This window comes from Leptolyngbya sp. Heron Island J (genome assembly GCF_000482245.1).
Taxonomy (GTDB): domain Bacteria; phylum Cyanobacteriota; class Cyanobacteriia; order Phormidesmidales; family Phormidesmidaceae; genus Leptothoe.
On sequence record NZ_AWNH01000025.1, the window covers coordinates 1 to 15,188 of the forward strand.

Annotated in this window: 19 protein-coding genes; 10 read left to right on the forward strand and 9 right to left on the reverse strand. The window is 46.7% G+C overall.

All coding sequences use genetic code 11. The features are described from left to right. Window positions 1-61: 61 nt before the first annotated feature. Window positions 62-1,003, reverse strand: coding sequence for a tRNA (adenosine(37)-N6)-dimethylallyltransferase MiaA (gene miaA / locus N836_RS47800; protein ID WP_023071804.1), 942 nt, complete (start codon window positions 1,001-1,003; stop codon window positions 62-64). 171 nt (window positions 1,004-1,174) lie between these two features. On the opposite strand from miaA, the gene gyrB reads away from it, so the two are divergent. The 4 genes from gyrB to N836_RS47820 all read left to right on the forward strand — a co-directional run bounded on the left by gyrB (window position 1,175) and on the right by N836_RS47820 (window position 4,703). Further along, the gene (gyrB, locus tag N836_RS47805) at window positions 1,175-3,112 is read left to right on the forward strand and encodes a DNA topoisomerase (ATP-hydrolyzing) subunit B (RefSeq protein ID WP_023071805.1); all 1,938 of its coding nucleotides are present in this window, start codon (window positions 1,175-1,177) and stop codon (window positions 3,110-3,112) included. A gap of 175 nt (window positions 3,113-3,287) precedes the next feature. Beyond that, the gene (locus N836_RS47810; RefSeq protein WP_023071806.1) at window positions 3,288-3,620 is read left to right on the forward strand and encodes a nucleoside triphosphate pyrophosphohydrolase; all 333 of its coding nucleotides are present in this window, start codon (window positions 3,288-3,290) and stop codon (window positions 3,618-3,620) included. Between the two features lie 218 nt (window positions 3,621-3,838). Further along, complete coding sequence (locus N836_RS47815) at window positions 3,839-4,111, forward strand: dna phosphorothioation system restriction enzyme (RefSeq protein WP_023071807.1); 273 nt, start codon at window positions 3,839-3,841, stop codon at window positions 4,109-4,111. A gap of 22 nt (window positions 4,112-4,133) precedes the next feature. Further along, a complete protein-coding gene (locus N836_RS47820; RefSeq protein WP_023071808.1) occupies window positions 4,134-4,703 on the forward strand; it encodes a hypothetical protein in 570 nt (189 codons plus the stop codon). Between the two features lie 13 nt (window positions 4,704-4,716). On the opposite strand, the gene N836_RS74125 is transcribed toward N836_RS47820, so the two are convergent. Further along, on the reverse strand, window positions 4,717-5,640 hold the full coding sequence (locus tag N836_RS74125; RefSeq protein ID WP_023071809.1) for a phosphorothioated DNA-binding restriction endonuclease: 924 nt from the start codon (window positions 5,638-5,640) through the stop codon (window positions 4,717-4,719). A gap of 57 nt (window positions 5,641-5,697) precedes the next feature. Continuing rightward, on the reverse strand, window positions 5,698-5,946 hold the full coding sequence (locus N836_RS47830) for a helix-turn-helix domain-containing protein (RefSeq protein WP_235071060.1): 249 nt from the start codon (window positions 5,944-5,946) through the stop codon (window positions 5,698-5,700). 106 nt (window positions 5,947-6,052) lie between these two features. Between N836_RS47830 and N836_RS47835 the strand changes: the two genes are divergently transcribed. From N836_RS47835 to N836_RS0137500, 5 genes are all read left to right on the forward strand, one after another. Beyond that, on the forward strand, window positions 6,053-6,334 hold the full coding sequence (locus N836_RS47835) for a hypothetical protein (protein ID WP_023071811.1): 282 nt from the start codon (window positions 6,053-6,055) through the stop codon (window positions 6,332-6,334). Between the two features lie 154 nt (window positions 6,335-6,488). Beyond that, the gene (locus N836_RS47840) at window positions 6,489-8,042 is read left to right on the forward strand and encodes an ATPase AAA (protein WP_023071812.1); all 1,554 of its coding nucleotides are present in this window, start codon (window positions 6,489-6,491) and stop codon (window positions 8,040-8,042) included. A gap of 187 nt (window positions 8,043-8,229) precedes the next feature. Then, on the forward strand, window positions 8,230-8,586 hold the full coding sequence (locus N836_RS73050) for a nucleotidyltransferase domain-containing protein (RefSeq protein ID WP_023071813.1): 357 nt from the start codon (window positions 8,230-8,232) through the stop codon (window positions 8,584-8,586). A 100-nt stretch (window positions 8,587-8,686) separates the two neighbouring features. Next, window positions 8,687-9,211 carry an AAA family ATPase gene (locus tag N836_RS47845; RefSeq protein ID WP_023071815.1) on the forward strand — a complete coding sequence of 175 codons (525 nt, stop codon included), beginning with the start codon at window positions 8,687-8,689 and terminating at the stop codon, window positions 9,209-9,211. Between the two features lie 7 nt (window positions 9,212-9,218). Beyond that, a complete protein-coding gene (locus N836_RS0137500; protein ID WP_023071816.1) occupies window positions 9,219-9,422 on the forward strand; it encodes a DndE family protein in 204 nt (67 codons plus the stop codon). Between the two features lie 15 nt (window positions 9,423-9,437). Here N836_RS0137500 and N836_RS47850 read toward each other — a convergent pair whose 3' ends face one another. From N836_RS47850 to N836_RS47865, 4 genes are read right to left on the reverse strand one after another with little or no spacing between them, the layout of a single operon-like run. Continuing rightward, on the reverse strand, window positions 9,438-9,797 hold the full coding sequence (locus N836_RS47850; RefSeq protein ID WP_023071817.1) for a nucleotidyltransferase domain-containing protein: 360 nt from the start codon (window positions 9,795-9,797) through the stop codon (window positions 9,438-9,440). Then, entirely contained in the window at window positions 9,787-10,212 is a 426-nt protein-coding gene (locus tag N836_RS47855) for a nucleotidyltransferase substrate binding protein (protein ID WP_023071818.1), read from the reverse strand. Before N836_RS47855 ends, N836_RS47850 begins: the two co-directional genes overlap by 11 nt. 10 nt (window positions 10,213-10,222) lie before the next feature. Continuing rightward, window positions 10,223-10,480 carry an HTH domain-containing protein gene (locus N836_RS47860; RefSeq protein ID WP_023071819.1) on the reverse strand — a complete coding sequence of 86 codons (258 nt, stop codon included), beginning with the start codon at window positions 10,478-10,480 and terminating at the stop codon, window positions 10,223-10,225. Between the two features lie 21 nt (window positions 10,481-10,501). Further along, window positions 10,502-11,698 carry a phosphoadenosine phosphosulfate reductase domain-containing protein gene (locus N836_RS47865; RefSeq protein WP_023071820.1) on the reverse strand — a complete coding sequence of 399 codons (1,197 nt, stop codon included), beginning with the start codon at window positions 11,696-11,698 and terminating at the stop codon, window positions 10,502-10,504. 128 nt (window positions 11,699-11,826) lie between these two features. On the opposite strand from N836_RS47865, the gene N836_RS47870 reads away from it, so the two are divergent. Further along, on the forward strand, window positions 11,827-13,917 hold the full coding sequence (locus N836_RS47870) for a DNA phosphorothioation-associated putative methyltransferase (protein WP_031292147.1): 2,091 nt from the start codon (window positions 11,827-11,829) through the stop codon (window positions 13,915-13,917). Between the two features lie 56 nt (window positions 13,918-13,973). Here the strand turns inward: N836_RS47870 and N836_RS47875 are convergent, their stop codons facing one another. Beyond that, window positions 13,974-14,552: a hypothetical protein gene (locus N836_RS47875; protein ID WP_023071822.1), complete on the reverse strand. Its 579-nt coding sequence runs from the start codon at window positions 14,550-14,552 to the stop codon at window positions 13,974-13,976. 34 nt (window positions 14,553-14,586) lie between these two features. Continuing rightward, the gene (locus N836_RS47880; RefSeq protein WP_023071823.1) at window positions 14,587-15,159 is read right to left on the reverse strand and encodes a hypothetical protein; all 573 of its coding nucleotides are present in this window, start codon (window positions 15,157-15,159) and stop codon (window positions 14,587-14,589) included. Between the last annotated feature and the right edge of the window lie 29 nt (window positions 15,160-15,188).

Genomic DNA, 15,188 nt, shown 5'->3' on the forward strand with positions numbered 1-15,188 from the left:
TGGCTATTACTAGCATCCCTGATGCGCTACCCAACATACAAGGGACCCCACGCAACCGGTTTTACTCCACTCCGATCCCCTGAAATTGCAAATACTCCCAAACCTTATCAATCAAACCCACATCATTCGAATCAAACCACTTAATCGCCTTTTCCTTCCGAAACCAAGTCCGCTGCCGCTTAGCAAACTGTTGCGTATGCCGAATAATCAAAACAGCAGCCTCCGCTAAACTCACATCACCAGCTAAATACCGCTTAATCTCTGCATATCCCAGCGTGTCCAATAACGGTAAATCTGCACCGTAACGATTGATCAACGTTTGAACTTCGTCCACAAGTCCGGCATCTATCATATGATGAGTACGTTGAGAAATACGCTGACGCAGGGCCTCACCACAGTCTAGTCCTATATGTATCAGTGGATAGTCTGGTGGATTCTCGCCTTGCTGAGCTGAAATTGCTCGCCCGGTAGCATAATAGACCTCTAACGCACGCAGGGTGCGGACAGCATCATTGGGGTGAATTCGTTGAGCCGCTGCAGGATCAACTTGCTGCAGAAATATATAACATTGGGGTTGGCCAAGGCTTTCTAGCTGATGGCGCAGGTTAGGTTGAGGCGCAACGCGGGGAATGATTAGTCCTTTTGCGATCGCATTCACATACAACCCTGTCCCACCTACTAATAATGGCACCCGTTTGTTTTCTAGGTGGATCTGCTGAATTAAGATTTGAGCCTTGGCTTGATAATCAGCAACTGTTAAAGTTTCAGTCGGCTCACATATATCAATAAGATAGTGAGGTGCCTGCTGCCGCTCTTCCCAAGGCGGTTTGGCGGTGCCAATATCAAACTCACGATATATCTGCCGCGAATCGGCCCCCAAAATCAACCCGTTGAGCCGTTCAGCCAGCTGTAATGCCAGCCCAGACTTACCCGACGCCGTTGGCCCAACGACTATAATGAGAGATGGTACATAAGAACTAAATTGAGAGCTGATTGTAGTCAACGAAAATTGCCCGTTTATTTTACGTGTAAATTTTTTTGATCCATCCCCGATAAATACGCTTTCTAAAATCCATTCAGAATCGCTTTTAACACCGTTGTGCTAGAATTCGGGGGCACAATTTCATTTCTAACGCTACTGCGGCTTTACGACCGTCTTAGGAGATAGGAACGCATGACAACCGACTATGGTGCTGATCAGATTCAGGTGCTCGAAGGCCTGGAGCCTGTGCGCAAGCGACCGGGTATGTACATTGGTAGTACCGGGCCACGGGGTTTGCATCACCTAGTTTACGAGGTTGTAGACAACTCCGTAGACGAAGCCCTGGCAGGTCATTGTACAACCATTGCCATCGACCTCAATGCCGATGGCTCTGTTACCGTGACTGATGATGGACGTGGTATTCCCACCGATGTCCATGCTCGCACTGGTAAGTCCGCCCTAGAGACAGTGATGACGGTGCTCCACGCAGGGGGCAAGTTTGGTGGCGGCGGTTATAAAGTGTCCGGTGGTCTACACGGGGTGGGTGTTTCAGTCGTCAATGCTCTATCCGAATGGGTAGAAGTCACAGTCTGGCGGAATAAGAAGGAACATATCCAGCGCTACGAACGAGGTGTGGCCCAAGGTGAGCTAGCGGTTAAAAACGGTGCAGGGACCAAAACTGGGACTTCAGTAACCTTTAAACCCGATCATCAGATCTTTAGCGATGGTATTGAGTTTGATTACAGTACCTTGGCTGGACGCTTGCGTGAACTCGCCTATCTCAATGCGGGTGTTGAGATTATCTTTACGGATAACCGCTTAGAGCTGCTTAAGGCTGATGAACCCAAAGTTAACCGCTATTTCTATGAAGGTGGCATTCGTGAGTACGTTGAATACATTAATAAAGAGAAGCAGCCCATTCATCCTGACATTATCTATGTGACCGGTGAGAAAAACGGTGTGCAGGTAGAAGCGGCGCTGCAATGGTCCGTAGATGCCTATTCAGATAATCTGATGGGCTTTGCCAACAACATTCGCACCGTTGATGGCGGCACCCATTTAGAGGGGCTAAAAGCGGTCTTGACTCGGACCATGAATAACTTTGCCCGCAAACGCAACAAGCGTAAGGATAATGAATCCAACCTGGCAGGCGAGAATATTCGTGAAGGGCTAACGGCGGTTATCTCTGTCAAAGTGCCAGAGCCCGAATTTGAAGGCCAGACTAAAACCAAGCTGGGTAATACTGAGGTTCGTGGCATTGTCGACTCGCTCATTGGCGAAACCCTAAGCGAGTATTTAGACTTCAACCCCAATGTGGTGGATTCTATTTTAGAAAAAGCCATTCAATCCTTTAACGCGGCTGAAGCCGCTCGTCGTGCCCGTGACCTGGTACGACGCAAGTCAGTACTAGAATCTTCCACCCTACCTGGTAAGCTAGCCGACTGCAGCTCCCGTGACCCAGCTGAGTCTGAAATCTTCATTGTTGAGGGAGACTCTGCGGGCGGTAGTGCTAAGCAGGGGCGTGACCGTCGCTTTCAGGCAATTTTGCCGTTGCGAGGCAAGATTCTCAACATTGAGAAAACAGATGATGCAAAGATCTACAAAAATAACGAAGTCCAGTCATTGATTACGGCTCTAGGTTTGGGGATTAAAGGAGAAGAATTTGATCCGTCCCAGCTCCGCTACCATCGTATTTGTCTGATGACGGATGCAGATGTGGATGGAGCCCACATTCGAACTCTGTTGCTTACCTTCTTCTATCGCTATCAGCGAGCGTTGATTGATCAGGGGTTTGTGTACATTGCCTGTCCGCCTCTTTATAAGCTGGAGCGGGGTCGTCGCCACACCTACTGCTACAGCGAACAGGAACTTCAGCAAGGTATTAATGCATTGCCTGACAATGCAAAATACAACGTGCAGCGCTTTAAGGGTTTGGGTGAAATGATGCCTGCCCAGCTGTGGGATACCACCATGAACCCTGAAAGCCGTACCCTCAAGAAGGTTGAAATTGAAGATGCTGCCGAGGCAGAACGCATTTTTACAGTGCTAATGGGCGATCGCGTGGCACCGCGCCGTGAGTTTATCGAGACCTACGGTCCTAAGCTCAACATGGCGGATCTAGATATCTAAAGTCTGACAACTGTCGGAGGGCTCAGTCGGTGATTGCGAAAATACAATACGGCTAAAGTCATTAGCCATTCCATCAATAGATAATAGAGCTGATTAGAAGCATAGTTGATTCCTTGCTTCTAATCAGCTTTTAGATTTTTAGCTGATGAGTATTTTGATGGTAGAGGTAGTCTGAGTGAGAAAAGACTATAACAAGCTTGTACGGGATAAGGTGCCGGACCTCATTGAGGCGGCAGGTAAAAAGTTTTTGACACTGCGACTTTCTGAAGATAAGTATAAAAGAGCTTTGAAACAGAAACTTGTGGAAGAAACTAGGGAAGTTCAGGGAGCTGAGTCTATAGCTGAGTTGACAGAAGAACTTGCTGATGTGGCGGAAGTGATGGATACATTGATTGTTGTTTTGGGTATTAGTTGGCAAGAGGTGCGAGAGGCCCAAAAACAGAAGAGGCTGGAACGTGGTGGATTTGAGGAACGGTTGAAATTGATGTGGGTTGAAGAAAAGAATTAGGAATTGAGCACTGAGAAGTAAAAAAATGCTTCATCACCACAGTGATTGCACGCTGGAAAATCTTGGCCTTTCTCAAGGGAAATAGGGATTTGTGTTAAGTGCCAAATATCAACAGATATATTTTTAACTGCATAAAAAGAAGATGTGAATCATACTTATATGATATGCAAGGTGTATCTGGAGACCTTCACAGCTTTCTGCATTAAGAGACCACGGATGTGACGTTACAAGATGTAGCTATTCATGAGGATTATCGGAGCGATCGCAACGATCTAATCTGTGATTTTTATGTTCCTTGCCTGAGTCAGTCGGTGCGGTATGACCGAGCGGTGGGCTTTTTTTCGAGTACGTCGATGGCGGCGGTAGCATGTGGGCTGGCGACGTTTATTCGGGCTGAGGGGAAAATGCGGTTGATTGCATCGCCCTATCTGTTGTCGGCAAAGGATGTGGAGTATTCAAAATGTACATATGATGTTTTGGGGATAGCATGACCTGCAGAACCTTGAAAGCGTTATGAGTAATACCCTCGAAACATTAGAACTACTAGATTTTTATGGCAAAAAGTTTCAGAAAATCCGGGTAGACCGTGCCCATGGTGTTGCTCCCCATAAGCCAATTTTATTATTGTCTGTAATTGAGCATATTCAAAAACAACTGATTCAAGAGAACAAAATATTCTTACAGCCTCAACTGATTCAAACTTTTCTAAAATACTGGGTATATCTGGGGTCAGACACTCATAATCCTGATATTTCAAAGCCTTTTTTCTTTATGAAAAGTGGTAAGTTCTGGCACCTATGGCCTAATCCTAAATATAAAACTGTATTGTCTTCCAAGGTGAAGTTGAAAACCTTTGCTGAAGTAAAACGAGCAATCAAGTTCGCATATTTGGATGAAGACTTATTTGACTTACTGCAACAGCGAGTTACTAGAGACAATCTATCACGAGTCTTAGTAAGCAAATGGTTTCCTGGAAAATGGTCACGGGTAGAAGAAATAATGAGAATCAATCAGATTGATGGAGAACTAAGTTTATTAGTTCAAAAACATAGTCTTTTTTATCCTCAGAAAGAAGTTTGGTAAACAATGCTTAATTTTAAGTTAATGGGAGGGCAGGTTCTCTAAAGACCCCTCCCTCATTGCGGTTGCGATGCCAGCGCATGTATCGTCGAGAAATTTTAGGTTGACCGGGTAAGGGAGAGCGAATTGTTTGGCCATGCAGTGCTCTTAGTCTATCAATAGCTGAATCACTGCCTGTAAAATGCTCTGAGACTAAAACTTGGTGTTCATCTGAGAGAGTCCAAGCACCAGCATCAAACAGCTTGTGCATTGTAGGCTCTAGACAGAGACCATTATCTACATTGTCAGGTCCACCATATGCATGCCATTGAACGTGAGCAGCCTCACAGCCAAAATATGCACCACTCAGTGCTGCACGAAAACCTGTCAAGGCACATTGATATTCATAAGCTCGAAGAATTCTTTCTCTGAATTTAGGATCCCGTTTCTTTGTGTTGAGATATGTACCCGATTGTTCCTGAGCTTTGTTGATCGTTGGGAAAGTTATCCCAACAGCAGATAGAATATCCTCATGAAGAGATTCTGGAAAATGCTGATTCAGAATGATAGTGACCACTTGTTTCGCAAAATTTTTATCTTCCTGAAAACATTGAAGAACCCTACTTGGAAAGCGCCCTGATGATTTCCTAAGACCTGATTTCTTTGGGAAACCTCCAAGTTGCCGAGGTAAGGTTTCGGCATCACTTACTTCCCATAATTTGTCAGATTGTAAATACCAGTATGGTAATTCGGGTTGATGGCTTCCTGACACTGGTGGAGCATATGCATTAAGAAGTGGCTTTAATGCTTGTTCTATTTCTTCATACGAAAGATTAATCTGTCCTTGTTGGAACTTTGAGATCGCAATCAATATGAGAAGAGGTTTGTGAGGAGCCCTACGATTCCCTCTTCGATAAATGTTTAAATTAGAAAAATATTTCAGAATTTCTTCTTGGTTCATCGGCAGTTCCTATAATTACTGCTTATTTCTCACTGATTGCTTGATTTTCGGAATAATTTAGAGATCTTTGAAGTATAACGTTTTGAATTCGGCAGCTGCTTCTGGTTGAATCTGTTTTAGAGCCTTAATTAAGCTAATTACTGTTTCAGAACTGGGATCACGCACTTCATTAGCCCAGCGATAAACATTGGATGCACCGATACCCATCACGGCAGCCAATCGACCCTGGCTAATACCGTGAGTCTCCATCACTGTTTTAAGTACTTTGCCTGCTCTGCCCATGCCTTTGATCCTTACAAAGGCCATGACGTTTCGTATACAGTCCAATTGGACTGTGATATTCTAATTGAGTCCAATTGGACTGTGCCTGTTTTGAGAAATAGGTGTGGTTTTTATTACTGAATTCTCTTTTATGAAAACTAAAGCCTTTGTGACACTTTCTGCGCCGTTAGTGGCTCCTGAATCAGCTCTACAGCTCTACTCAGTTCCTAAGCCCGACCACGAGCCCGTCAAAATTCTCATCATCGGTTCCCAGGCAGCCATCAACACCATCATCCATAGCCTGCACCATCACCACTTCGCTGAACCGTTTGAATGGACACCATTCCTGCCAACCGATCGACCGATTCAGATTCAGGCGGGGGAGTCGATGCGATCGTTGGTGAAGTATTTGCCGCGAGGGGGAGTGGAGTGATGAAGAATGAAGAGATGGAGAGTGGCAGTAGGGGCATTGCATGCAATGCCTGGAGCCGTGGTAGGGAGTGGGGATGAAGGGTAGTGGATGAAGTATCGCTAGTGAAATACCTGCCCCGTTAGTAAACTATTGAAAGCTTTTCGCTAACTCCCTTATGGCTCGCTGGTTTAACACAACAGGCCCTTGTGTCCAAACAAAGCATTACACACTGACCACAGCTCGCTGGTCAATGCCTGGATTAAAGCGCCTAATAGACCAGGAAAACTACTTTGTCCTCCACGCCCCCCGCCAACTTGGCAAAACCACAGCCATGCTGGCTCTGGCCAAAACCCTGACCGACTCAGGACAATATGCCGCACTGGTCGTCTCCGCAGAGCTAGGGGCTCCCTTTTCAGACGATCCAGGAGCGATGGAACTGGCACTACTAGAAAGCTGGCGAATTGATGCCGAAACCTATCTGCCAGACGATTGCCTGCCGCCCCCCTGGCCAAAAACATCAGCTGGACAGCAAATTGAAGCCGCTCTAAGTGCTTGGAGTGAAGCCGCTTCACGTTTATTAGTCCTCTTTATCGACGAAATCGATACCCTGCAAGATGCTGCATTGATCTCAGTGTTGCGCCAGTTGAGGAATGGGTTTCGCCGTCGGCCTCATGGATTTCCCCAGTCCGTAGCACTAATTGGCTTACGGGATGTGCGGGACTATAAAGTTGCTTCCGGTGGTAGTCCTCGGCTAACCATATCCAGCCCGTTCAACATCAAAGCCGAATCCATCACGATGCGAAATTTTACAGCGGCTGAAGTAGCAGAGCTGTATCAACAGCATACGGATGAAACAGGTCAGGTATTTTCAACCGCTGCCACAAATTTAGTGTTTGAGCTAACCGATGGCCAACCCTGGTTAGTCAACGCCCTGGCCCGTCAGCTAGTAGAAGTGTTAGCACCAGACTCCACCATTACCATTACGCCAGACCTGGTGCAGCAAGCCAAAGAGATTCTCATCAAGCGTCAGGACACCCACCTGGATAGCCTGGCCGAGCGCTTACAAGAAAAACGGATCAAGGCCATCATCGAACCCATGCTAGCGGGTTTACCGCTACCGGTCACGTCCAATGATGATCGTCAATATTTGGTGGATCTGGGTTTGCTCAAGCGTTCTCAAGCCGGTGGATTAGTGGTCACAAACCCAATTTATCGGGAAGTACTGGTGCGCTTTTTAGTGCAAGGCTCCCAGGACAGTTTGCCCATGATCGCACCCACCTGGTTAACGGCTACGGGCGAGCTGGATACTAAAGCGCTGTTGGATGCATTTTTAGCCTTCTGGCGACAGCATGGTGAGCCATTGCTCAATAGTGCGGCCTATCACGAAATTGCTCCCCATTTAGTGCTGATGGCATTTTTGCATCGAGTGGTGAATGGGGGTGGCACGTTGGAACGAGAATATGCCATTGGTAGCGATCGCATGGATCTTTGCCTACGCTATGGCAATGTCACCTTGGGCATTGAGCTAAAAATATGGCGAGACAAAAGGGCAGATCCGCTGGAGGCAGGTCTAGAACAGTTAGACAGCTATCTAGACCGATTAGATCAGAACCATGGCTGGCTAGTTATTTTTGATCGCCGAACCCAGGCCCTTCCTATGGCAGAACGCCTAGCCACGAAGACCATACAGTCAAACGGACAGAGATTAATTACCGTCATTCGAGCATAGTTTTGTTCGTTCTCAATCGACTAGCTGGCCAATACCATGAACATTACCGTTATTTATGTTGAGGCAGATGTCCCAAACCTGATTACCCCATAAAGGTTTATGACTAAACGCTGCTATGCCGATACAGTGCCCCTATGTCATTTAGTCCACACACCACAGTTTACAAATTTGAGGTACTGTCAGCTTCATGAATCAGAACAACATGGCAGAAAACGTTAGCCCTTTGCCCTCGCAAGTTGAGGACGTGATACAGCAATGCAAAAAAGTCCTTGAGCAGCATTATCAGCAGCGTCTTACCGATGTGTTTCTGTATGGTTCATCAGCAAGGCAAGAATTAACCCCAAATAGCGATCTTGATTTACTAGTTGTATTGCCTGCTCCGTTTGACTATGGCCAAGAGCTCAGAACCATTGTGGACCTACTTTATCCCTTGCAGCTAGAGGCTAGTCACTGGATTTCAGCCAAACCTGCAGAAGCCCAGAAATTTCGTGCCGGTGCTAACCAGCTTTACCGCAATATCCATAAAGAAGGGAGACGCCTATGACCTATCCCGATGATCATGTCACCCAGGTGTCAGCTGAACAAGCAGTTGCGATCGCAACTAAATTTGTTGCCCAGGTCAAACTTTTGTTGCAAGAAGACGCGTGATATTTCAAGACCTTATCCTACAAAACTTTGGTCCCTACAAAGGCCGCCATTGCATTAACCTTTTGCCCGATGCCGATCGGCCTATTGTGCTATTTGGTGGCCTCAACGGTGGTGGCAAAACCACCCTGATGGATGCCCTGCGCCTGGTGCTCTACGGGCAGCGTGCCCAGTGCTCCACCCGCAACAACCTGGCCTATGCCGACTTTCTCAACCAGTGTCGCAACCGCCACGCCAACGGCACCCCCACCCAGCTAGAACTCAGCTTTTTACTTACCCTCAACAATGCCGCCCAACCCACAGAATTTCGCATACGCCGCACCTGGGATACCCTGGGCAAAAAGGAGCGAGATACCCTGGAAGTATTTGAAGATACTGAGCTAAAGCCAGACCTGGTCAACGGCTGGGATGGTGAGATCGAAACTCTCCTACCCCTGGGCATTTCCAACCTGTTTCTGTTTGATGGCGAACAGGTCAAAGAACTGGCTGAGCGAGATAACCTGTCCCCTTCCTGCGGACAGTAACGTAGAAATGACATGGCAAGTATTTGGTGGTCCTATTGCTGATTTGTTACTAATTGCCCTTAAGCAGCGTTGTCACGATGACGGTATAGATACCGATGATGAAACCCTTGCTCAGCAACTAAGGTTACACCTACATCGAGGAATCGGCTATCTTGCCGGTGATCCCAACATCAAAAAACTTGAAGATTTTATCGAGCTAACAACGTTGTAGAGATTGAATGAAACGCTATAGTCTTTCAGAAACCTTCTTCTGCTCATCAGTCGATGACTTTTTATCATAGAAAATAAGCCCGACTCGATTAATGTGATCAATCACATCTGGATCTTCAATATGGCTAAAAATCGACAGGTCAAACAGATACGGCAACAATAAATCATCTAACTGATGTTCAATGGATAACAACTGCTCGTGAGAAATTTGCTTACCTACGAGAGTTAAATCAATATCTGAACCGGCTCGATAGGTACCTTTAGCTCGTGAACCGTACAAAATAACCCGTTCAATTTCAGTATATTGCTGAAAAATACTTGAAATATCCTCAATAGTCCTCGATTCAAGGCCAAATTTTAGGTTTTTACTCTCCATTCTGTAGTTCCTCAGTCTGTAGAGCCTGCATCTTGACTTGCAGTTTTACAAACAAATCAAAGAATCGACCTTTTATATTGGCTGCGATCGCTTGAGCCGTTGTCTGATTGTAAGTATGGCTAGTACGATTTCGCTCTTTAATCATATCCATCCAGCTACCACCATCTTCAATTAGACCCACATTAAAGGCAAGGCGGGTGGCATCGCGAGAACCATAGATGTTTTGATTTCCTTGATACTGCAGATAATCTTTCAAGACATTCCAGGCTAGTTCATGGGTATATTCAAACGCCTGGATTAACCCTTGCTCTTCCAGTTCATTCAATTCACCCTTATCAATAAACTTCGTAAGCTGAGCCAAGGCTCGTTCGTAGTTTGCAAATCGCTGCTTCCATCGAATATCTGGATCCGTCATAGAAATGAGCCTAACTTACCTCCTGTTTTAGCTCATATCGCTTATCAGGAAGTTTAGTAAACCATGCAGATGATACCGTCCGCTTTTTCCCTTCACTATCACACCACCGCTCAATTGCCGAGCGTACAATTTGCCTCGGGCTTTTAGCATTAGATGTATAGAGATTTTTCGCTTGGATAATTTGAGTGATCTCGGCTGCGGTCATCGGAGACTCCGCCTCTTTGAGAATCTCAATTCCAATCTGGGCAATAGTTTTCTTTTTTTCCATAGCTTTAGCGATGAAAGAGCATCAAAATAATAATGGCTGAATACTGCCATCTGGCAGTATTTCTGGCAACCACATATCCCCACGATGCTCAGTGCCATCCCATTTTTCAGGCCAGGTTTCAGCATCAATTAACTCATGAATCCGTGCCAGTTCTTCATCGTTAATCAGCATGACCCCAGGTTGACCAACAGCTCGAGCTCTCTGATTCACCTCATCCTGGATTGCTAAAATTTCTGCCAATATTTCCCGCCGAGCATCTAGATGCAATGGTCCTAAACGCCCTTGTTTTTTCGCTAGGGTGCCATCTTTACGCAGTTCACCATGTTTTCTTAGCCGATACTGGGGCTGCTTAATTCGCCAATACAAAGGTCTTAGCTGCTGTAACGGAGCCAAATATGCCCACTTAGGATTTGCTACCACACGGTCTAAAGCAGAGTCCTTCTGTACCAGCGGGCATCCAATACATCCCGTTCGAGCATTCATCGGCTCCGTCTCACCTAGCTCATCTTGAGGATCGTGGCCGTATACTTCCGCGATCGCAAACGTCGGATAACCCAGATCCACATCCGCCTGCACCAGCCAGTCCCAAATATGACACACACGCCAGTGCAGCAAAGGAGCCAGTGTATCGGCCACCGCATTGGCCGATGAATGCTGAAACCACCCCTGACCGCACTCACCGCCATCCTTCGTGCAGCTCATGGCAATCCGCTGGTCTCGTGCCGCGCTCTCCCCAATGCGCACACCCGTCAGCATCAAAAACTTTTCGCCCCGTTCCTGCCGCAGCGCCTCCAGTTCCCGCTCCATGCTCATCACCTTGAGCTTAGGCGTACACCAACGGAACGTATTACTAGGTGGCGGTACACCACGCCCGAGCATGTAAACAAAGTAGCGATGGTCCAGCTCAGGCAGCACTACACGAGTATCGAACCCTTGAGAACGCAGCTTATCCAGCAGGTTCATTGCCGCATTGTGCAAAGGGGGCAACTCTTGACGAGTATCAGCGTACAAAATCGTGACGCTCTCGGGCTGTGGAATTCTACCGGTTTTTAACAAATGAGCAACTAACGTTACAGTCGCTGAAGAATCTTTGCCGCCGCTGAATGCAATGGCCCAATGCTTGTATAAAGCTCCATAGGCGGTCAGGGAGTCGGTGGTCAGCTCAATGCTGCGCTCCAATGACAGTCGTTCAGTTTCAAATAGACTGAGATTTCGCATCAGGCTCCTAGGACTAGCGCTAGTTTATCTATTAAACGCTATATCTAGAGTGCATTAAAGAATTAGTTCACACAGTAATGTTTAGTTTATCTCAGTTTTAGAACATATGTATTGAGTTTTGTAGGACCATGGCATCTTTCCCAGCGATGACGTCTGAGCAGTTGGTTTCTGCGCCACCTAATCTGGTGCAGCAATGCCAGCACAGTACTTTAGGGAAATGCTTGCCAGGGGCCTTTTATGTACACATTTCCACCTTACGTCATCTAGATAAAGCATTACAGCAATACGAGGCTAAGGCTCGCCCCTATCTGCGAGACGATATTCCCCTGACCCTAGTTAAATTTCATTTCGAGCAGCCTAAGCTGTCTTACCTTTACTACCCTGACTTTGATCAGGTAGCCCATCCTGCCCTCCATGCCAGTATTCAAGTTAGTCTTGTCACTGGGCAGTTGCACTATCGTGACTATAGTCAAACGCCCAATCCCCCTGTCCTACATCGTAAAGAAACCTTTGTTGCTCCTGATTATCCGCGCTATCAAGACTTTGTAGAACTGACGCGCCAACAGGAAGCATTTGGTCTCCTGGATAACTCGCGGGTTATTGGCACACAGCAGGGATGGCAGGCTCGGCTACAGCAGCACAAACTGATTATCCATGACCATGCCTTAGCGTGTCCGCTTACGCCTAAACAAGCGATCGCAAAACCCAAAATTGAACGCCATAAAGCCGCTATCGTCCGTAAGGCACTTTCTAAGCCGGTTCGCTTAGCCTTGGAAGCCGGTTTATTTACCTCACAGATGAGTTTCTTTGATTACGGCTGTGGCCATGGGGGAGATGTCAGTCGCATCGGTCAAAAAGGGTTTCAGGCTATGGGCTGGGACCCTTTTTATCAGCCAAATAGTCCGCAGCAACTAGCCGATATCGTTAATCTAGGCTATGTTATCAATGTGATCGAAGATTTGGCTGAACGTCGTGAAGCCTTGCTCCAAGCCTGGCAGCTTACCCAGCGGGTAATGATCGTGGCTGCTCAGGTGCTAGTAGCCGACAGCCGCCGAGGTCTGGTGGCTTACGAAGACGGGATTATTACCCGTCGCAATACGTTTCAAAAGTATTACGAACAGGAAGAGTTAAAAGCCTACATTGATCAAGTTTTGGGCGTGGACGCGATTCCTGCTGCTTTAGGTATCTACTTTGTCTTTCGTGATCCATCCCAGGCCGAGGCATTTCGAGCCTCGCGATTTCGTTCTCGGGCAACAATGCCTAGGGTTCGTCTCAGCGTTAAACGCTTTGAGGAATGCAAGGCACTGCTACAGCCGCTGATGGATTTTGTAACTGAGCGAGGCCGAGTGCCAACTGCTGATGAGCTGTTACCCGAACAGCTAGAACCGCTGACTCGCGAATTTGGTTCGGTGAAGCGGGCATTTAATGTGGTAGTCAAGGTGACGGATACGGGGGAGTGGGATGCGATCGCAACCAAACGCCGTCAGGATCTCCTGGTATACCTGGCCCTCAGTCACTTTGGTAAACGACCCAAACTACGAGATTTGAGCCCTGTCGTACAAAACGATATCAAAGCGCTCTTTAGCAGTTATCGCCAAGCTTGTACTGCTGCCGACTTAATGTTGCTAAGTCTAGGTAACTTGGAACTACTAGCCAACCACTGCCAACAAAGCACAGTTGGCAAACAGATGCCCGATTCTCTCTGGGTTCATCTGTCAGCATTGGAGAAGCTTGATCCACTGCTGAGACTATATGAAGGTTGTGTATCAAGAACTCTAGGCCGTCCGATAGAAGCCACAGTCGTCAAACTTAACTACACCAAACCTCAAATCACCTATCTGTTTTTTCCAGATTTTGATAATGTGCCACATCCCATACTGCACACCAGCATGAAAGTTGGCTTACAAGATTTACAAGTACGCTACCGAGACTTTGATCCACAGGATGATCCCCCTATCCTGCTCCAAAAGGAACTACTGTTATCACCCGACTATCCCAACTACGACAAATTTGCCAAACTCAGTCGCCAAGAACAAGATTGGGGAGTATTAGACGGCTCTAGTTACATCACCCTCAATGATTGGAATCAACGTCTTGATGAACAGTGTACTCAGCTGCAAGGATATCGCTTAGCATGGCGTAAAGATGCTGATCCCTATACCCTTAAACTGCGCAAGTCTCAGGTTCGTGCCCGGCAGAGAGTAAAGAGTGAAGAGTAGAGAGGAAAGAGTCACTCTTCATCCCCCTTCGACAAGCTCAGGGCAAGCTTCACTCTTCATCCCTGCACCTGCCTTTGCCAATGCTGTACACCCTTCTTAGTCGGTGTTCCATGCTCGGTAAACGCCCAAATCTGCCGCTTATGCTGTGGTCCATAGCTAATATGGATAGGGCGATTCGTTCCATAGTAATAAAGCGAATCAAAGGGTAAGGCCTGGCCTAAGATCCACTCCACCAGGGCATTACTGTCTAGGTCCACAATTCTAAAATCACAGGCAGCCCCTAAGCGATCGCAATAGTAACGACCATTACGATTCTTCTCATGGGCCATATGTTGATCTACGCTAGGAGTGGACTTACCATTCTTTAGGCCCGTCACTGGATCTCTTTTTGCTAAAAAACGCTTTAAGTCCAACGAGCAAAAGCCATAGGTTAGCTCAAACCGTGCCCGCCCATATTGGGCTATGACTGGGTCAATAATGTAGTGACACAGTGCCTGTAAAGCCGGAATGGTTTCTTCTAGATTGTTAGGAAATGGTTCGATGGAATCAGCCCATCGACTATATGTCTGTGTACATGTACAAAGTTCTGCTAGGGCCAGGTATTGCCCCAAACGAATTGACTTTTGAGCTTTCACAGCAATACATTGCTAGACTAGCATTACTTCAATACTAACTATCTCTTGCTTCCGTGTCTTGAGCAATGACTAAGCATTCAGGATCAACCTTTTTCAGCATATCTTGAAAAGCAGGGGTGTACTGGCCATTTTCATCGACAATACGGCGTAGAACATATTCACCTACCCTAGGTAAGCCCCCAAACCAAACATTTTTGCGGTCCCAAAGATCGCCATTGTTAGTGTTCTCATGCTGACACATTGTGGCATCAAGTATCCAACGTGGCACAGGGATACCAAAGGTGATGGGGGTAATTTGAGCCTGTTGCAAACTATCATCCTCAAATTCAATTTTGTACCGAAAGTGAGAAATTTTTGCTGCTAACAACAGAAACCATCCTAAAAGGTTGCTGTGAAAGGTCCATTGGGTGGGGCCTGTGACGGGCAAGGTGAGGCAGTTTGTCTGTTCATCCCAGTCCAGGTTATACATGGTGATGCAATCATCGGGGAGTGGATTTCCATCCATGAAAAAGACGCCTTTTAACACATCAGGTAGTTTGGTGGGGCGAGTGGAGGTCATCCAAGAGGCAATGTTTTCAAACTTTTGAGCGACTACGGAGTCTGTCATAGTTACTAGTCCTTAAAGTGAATATTTAA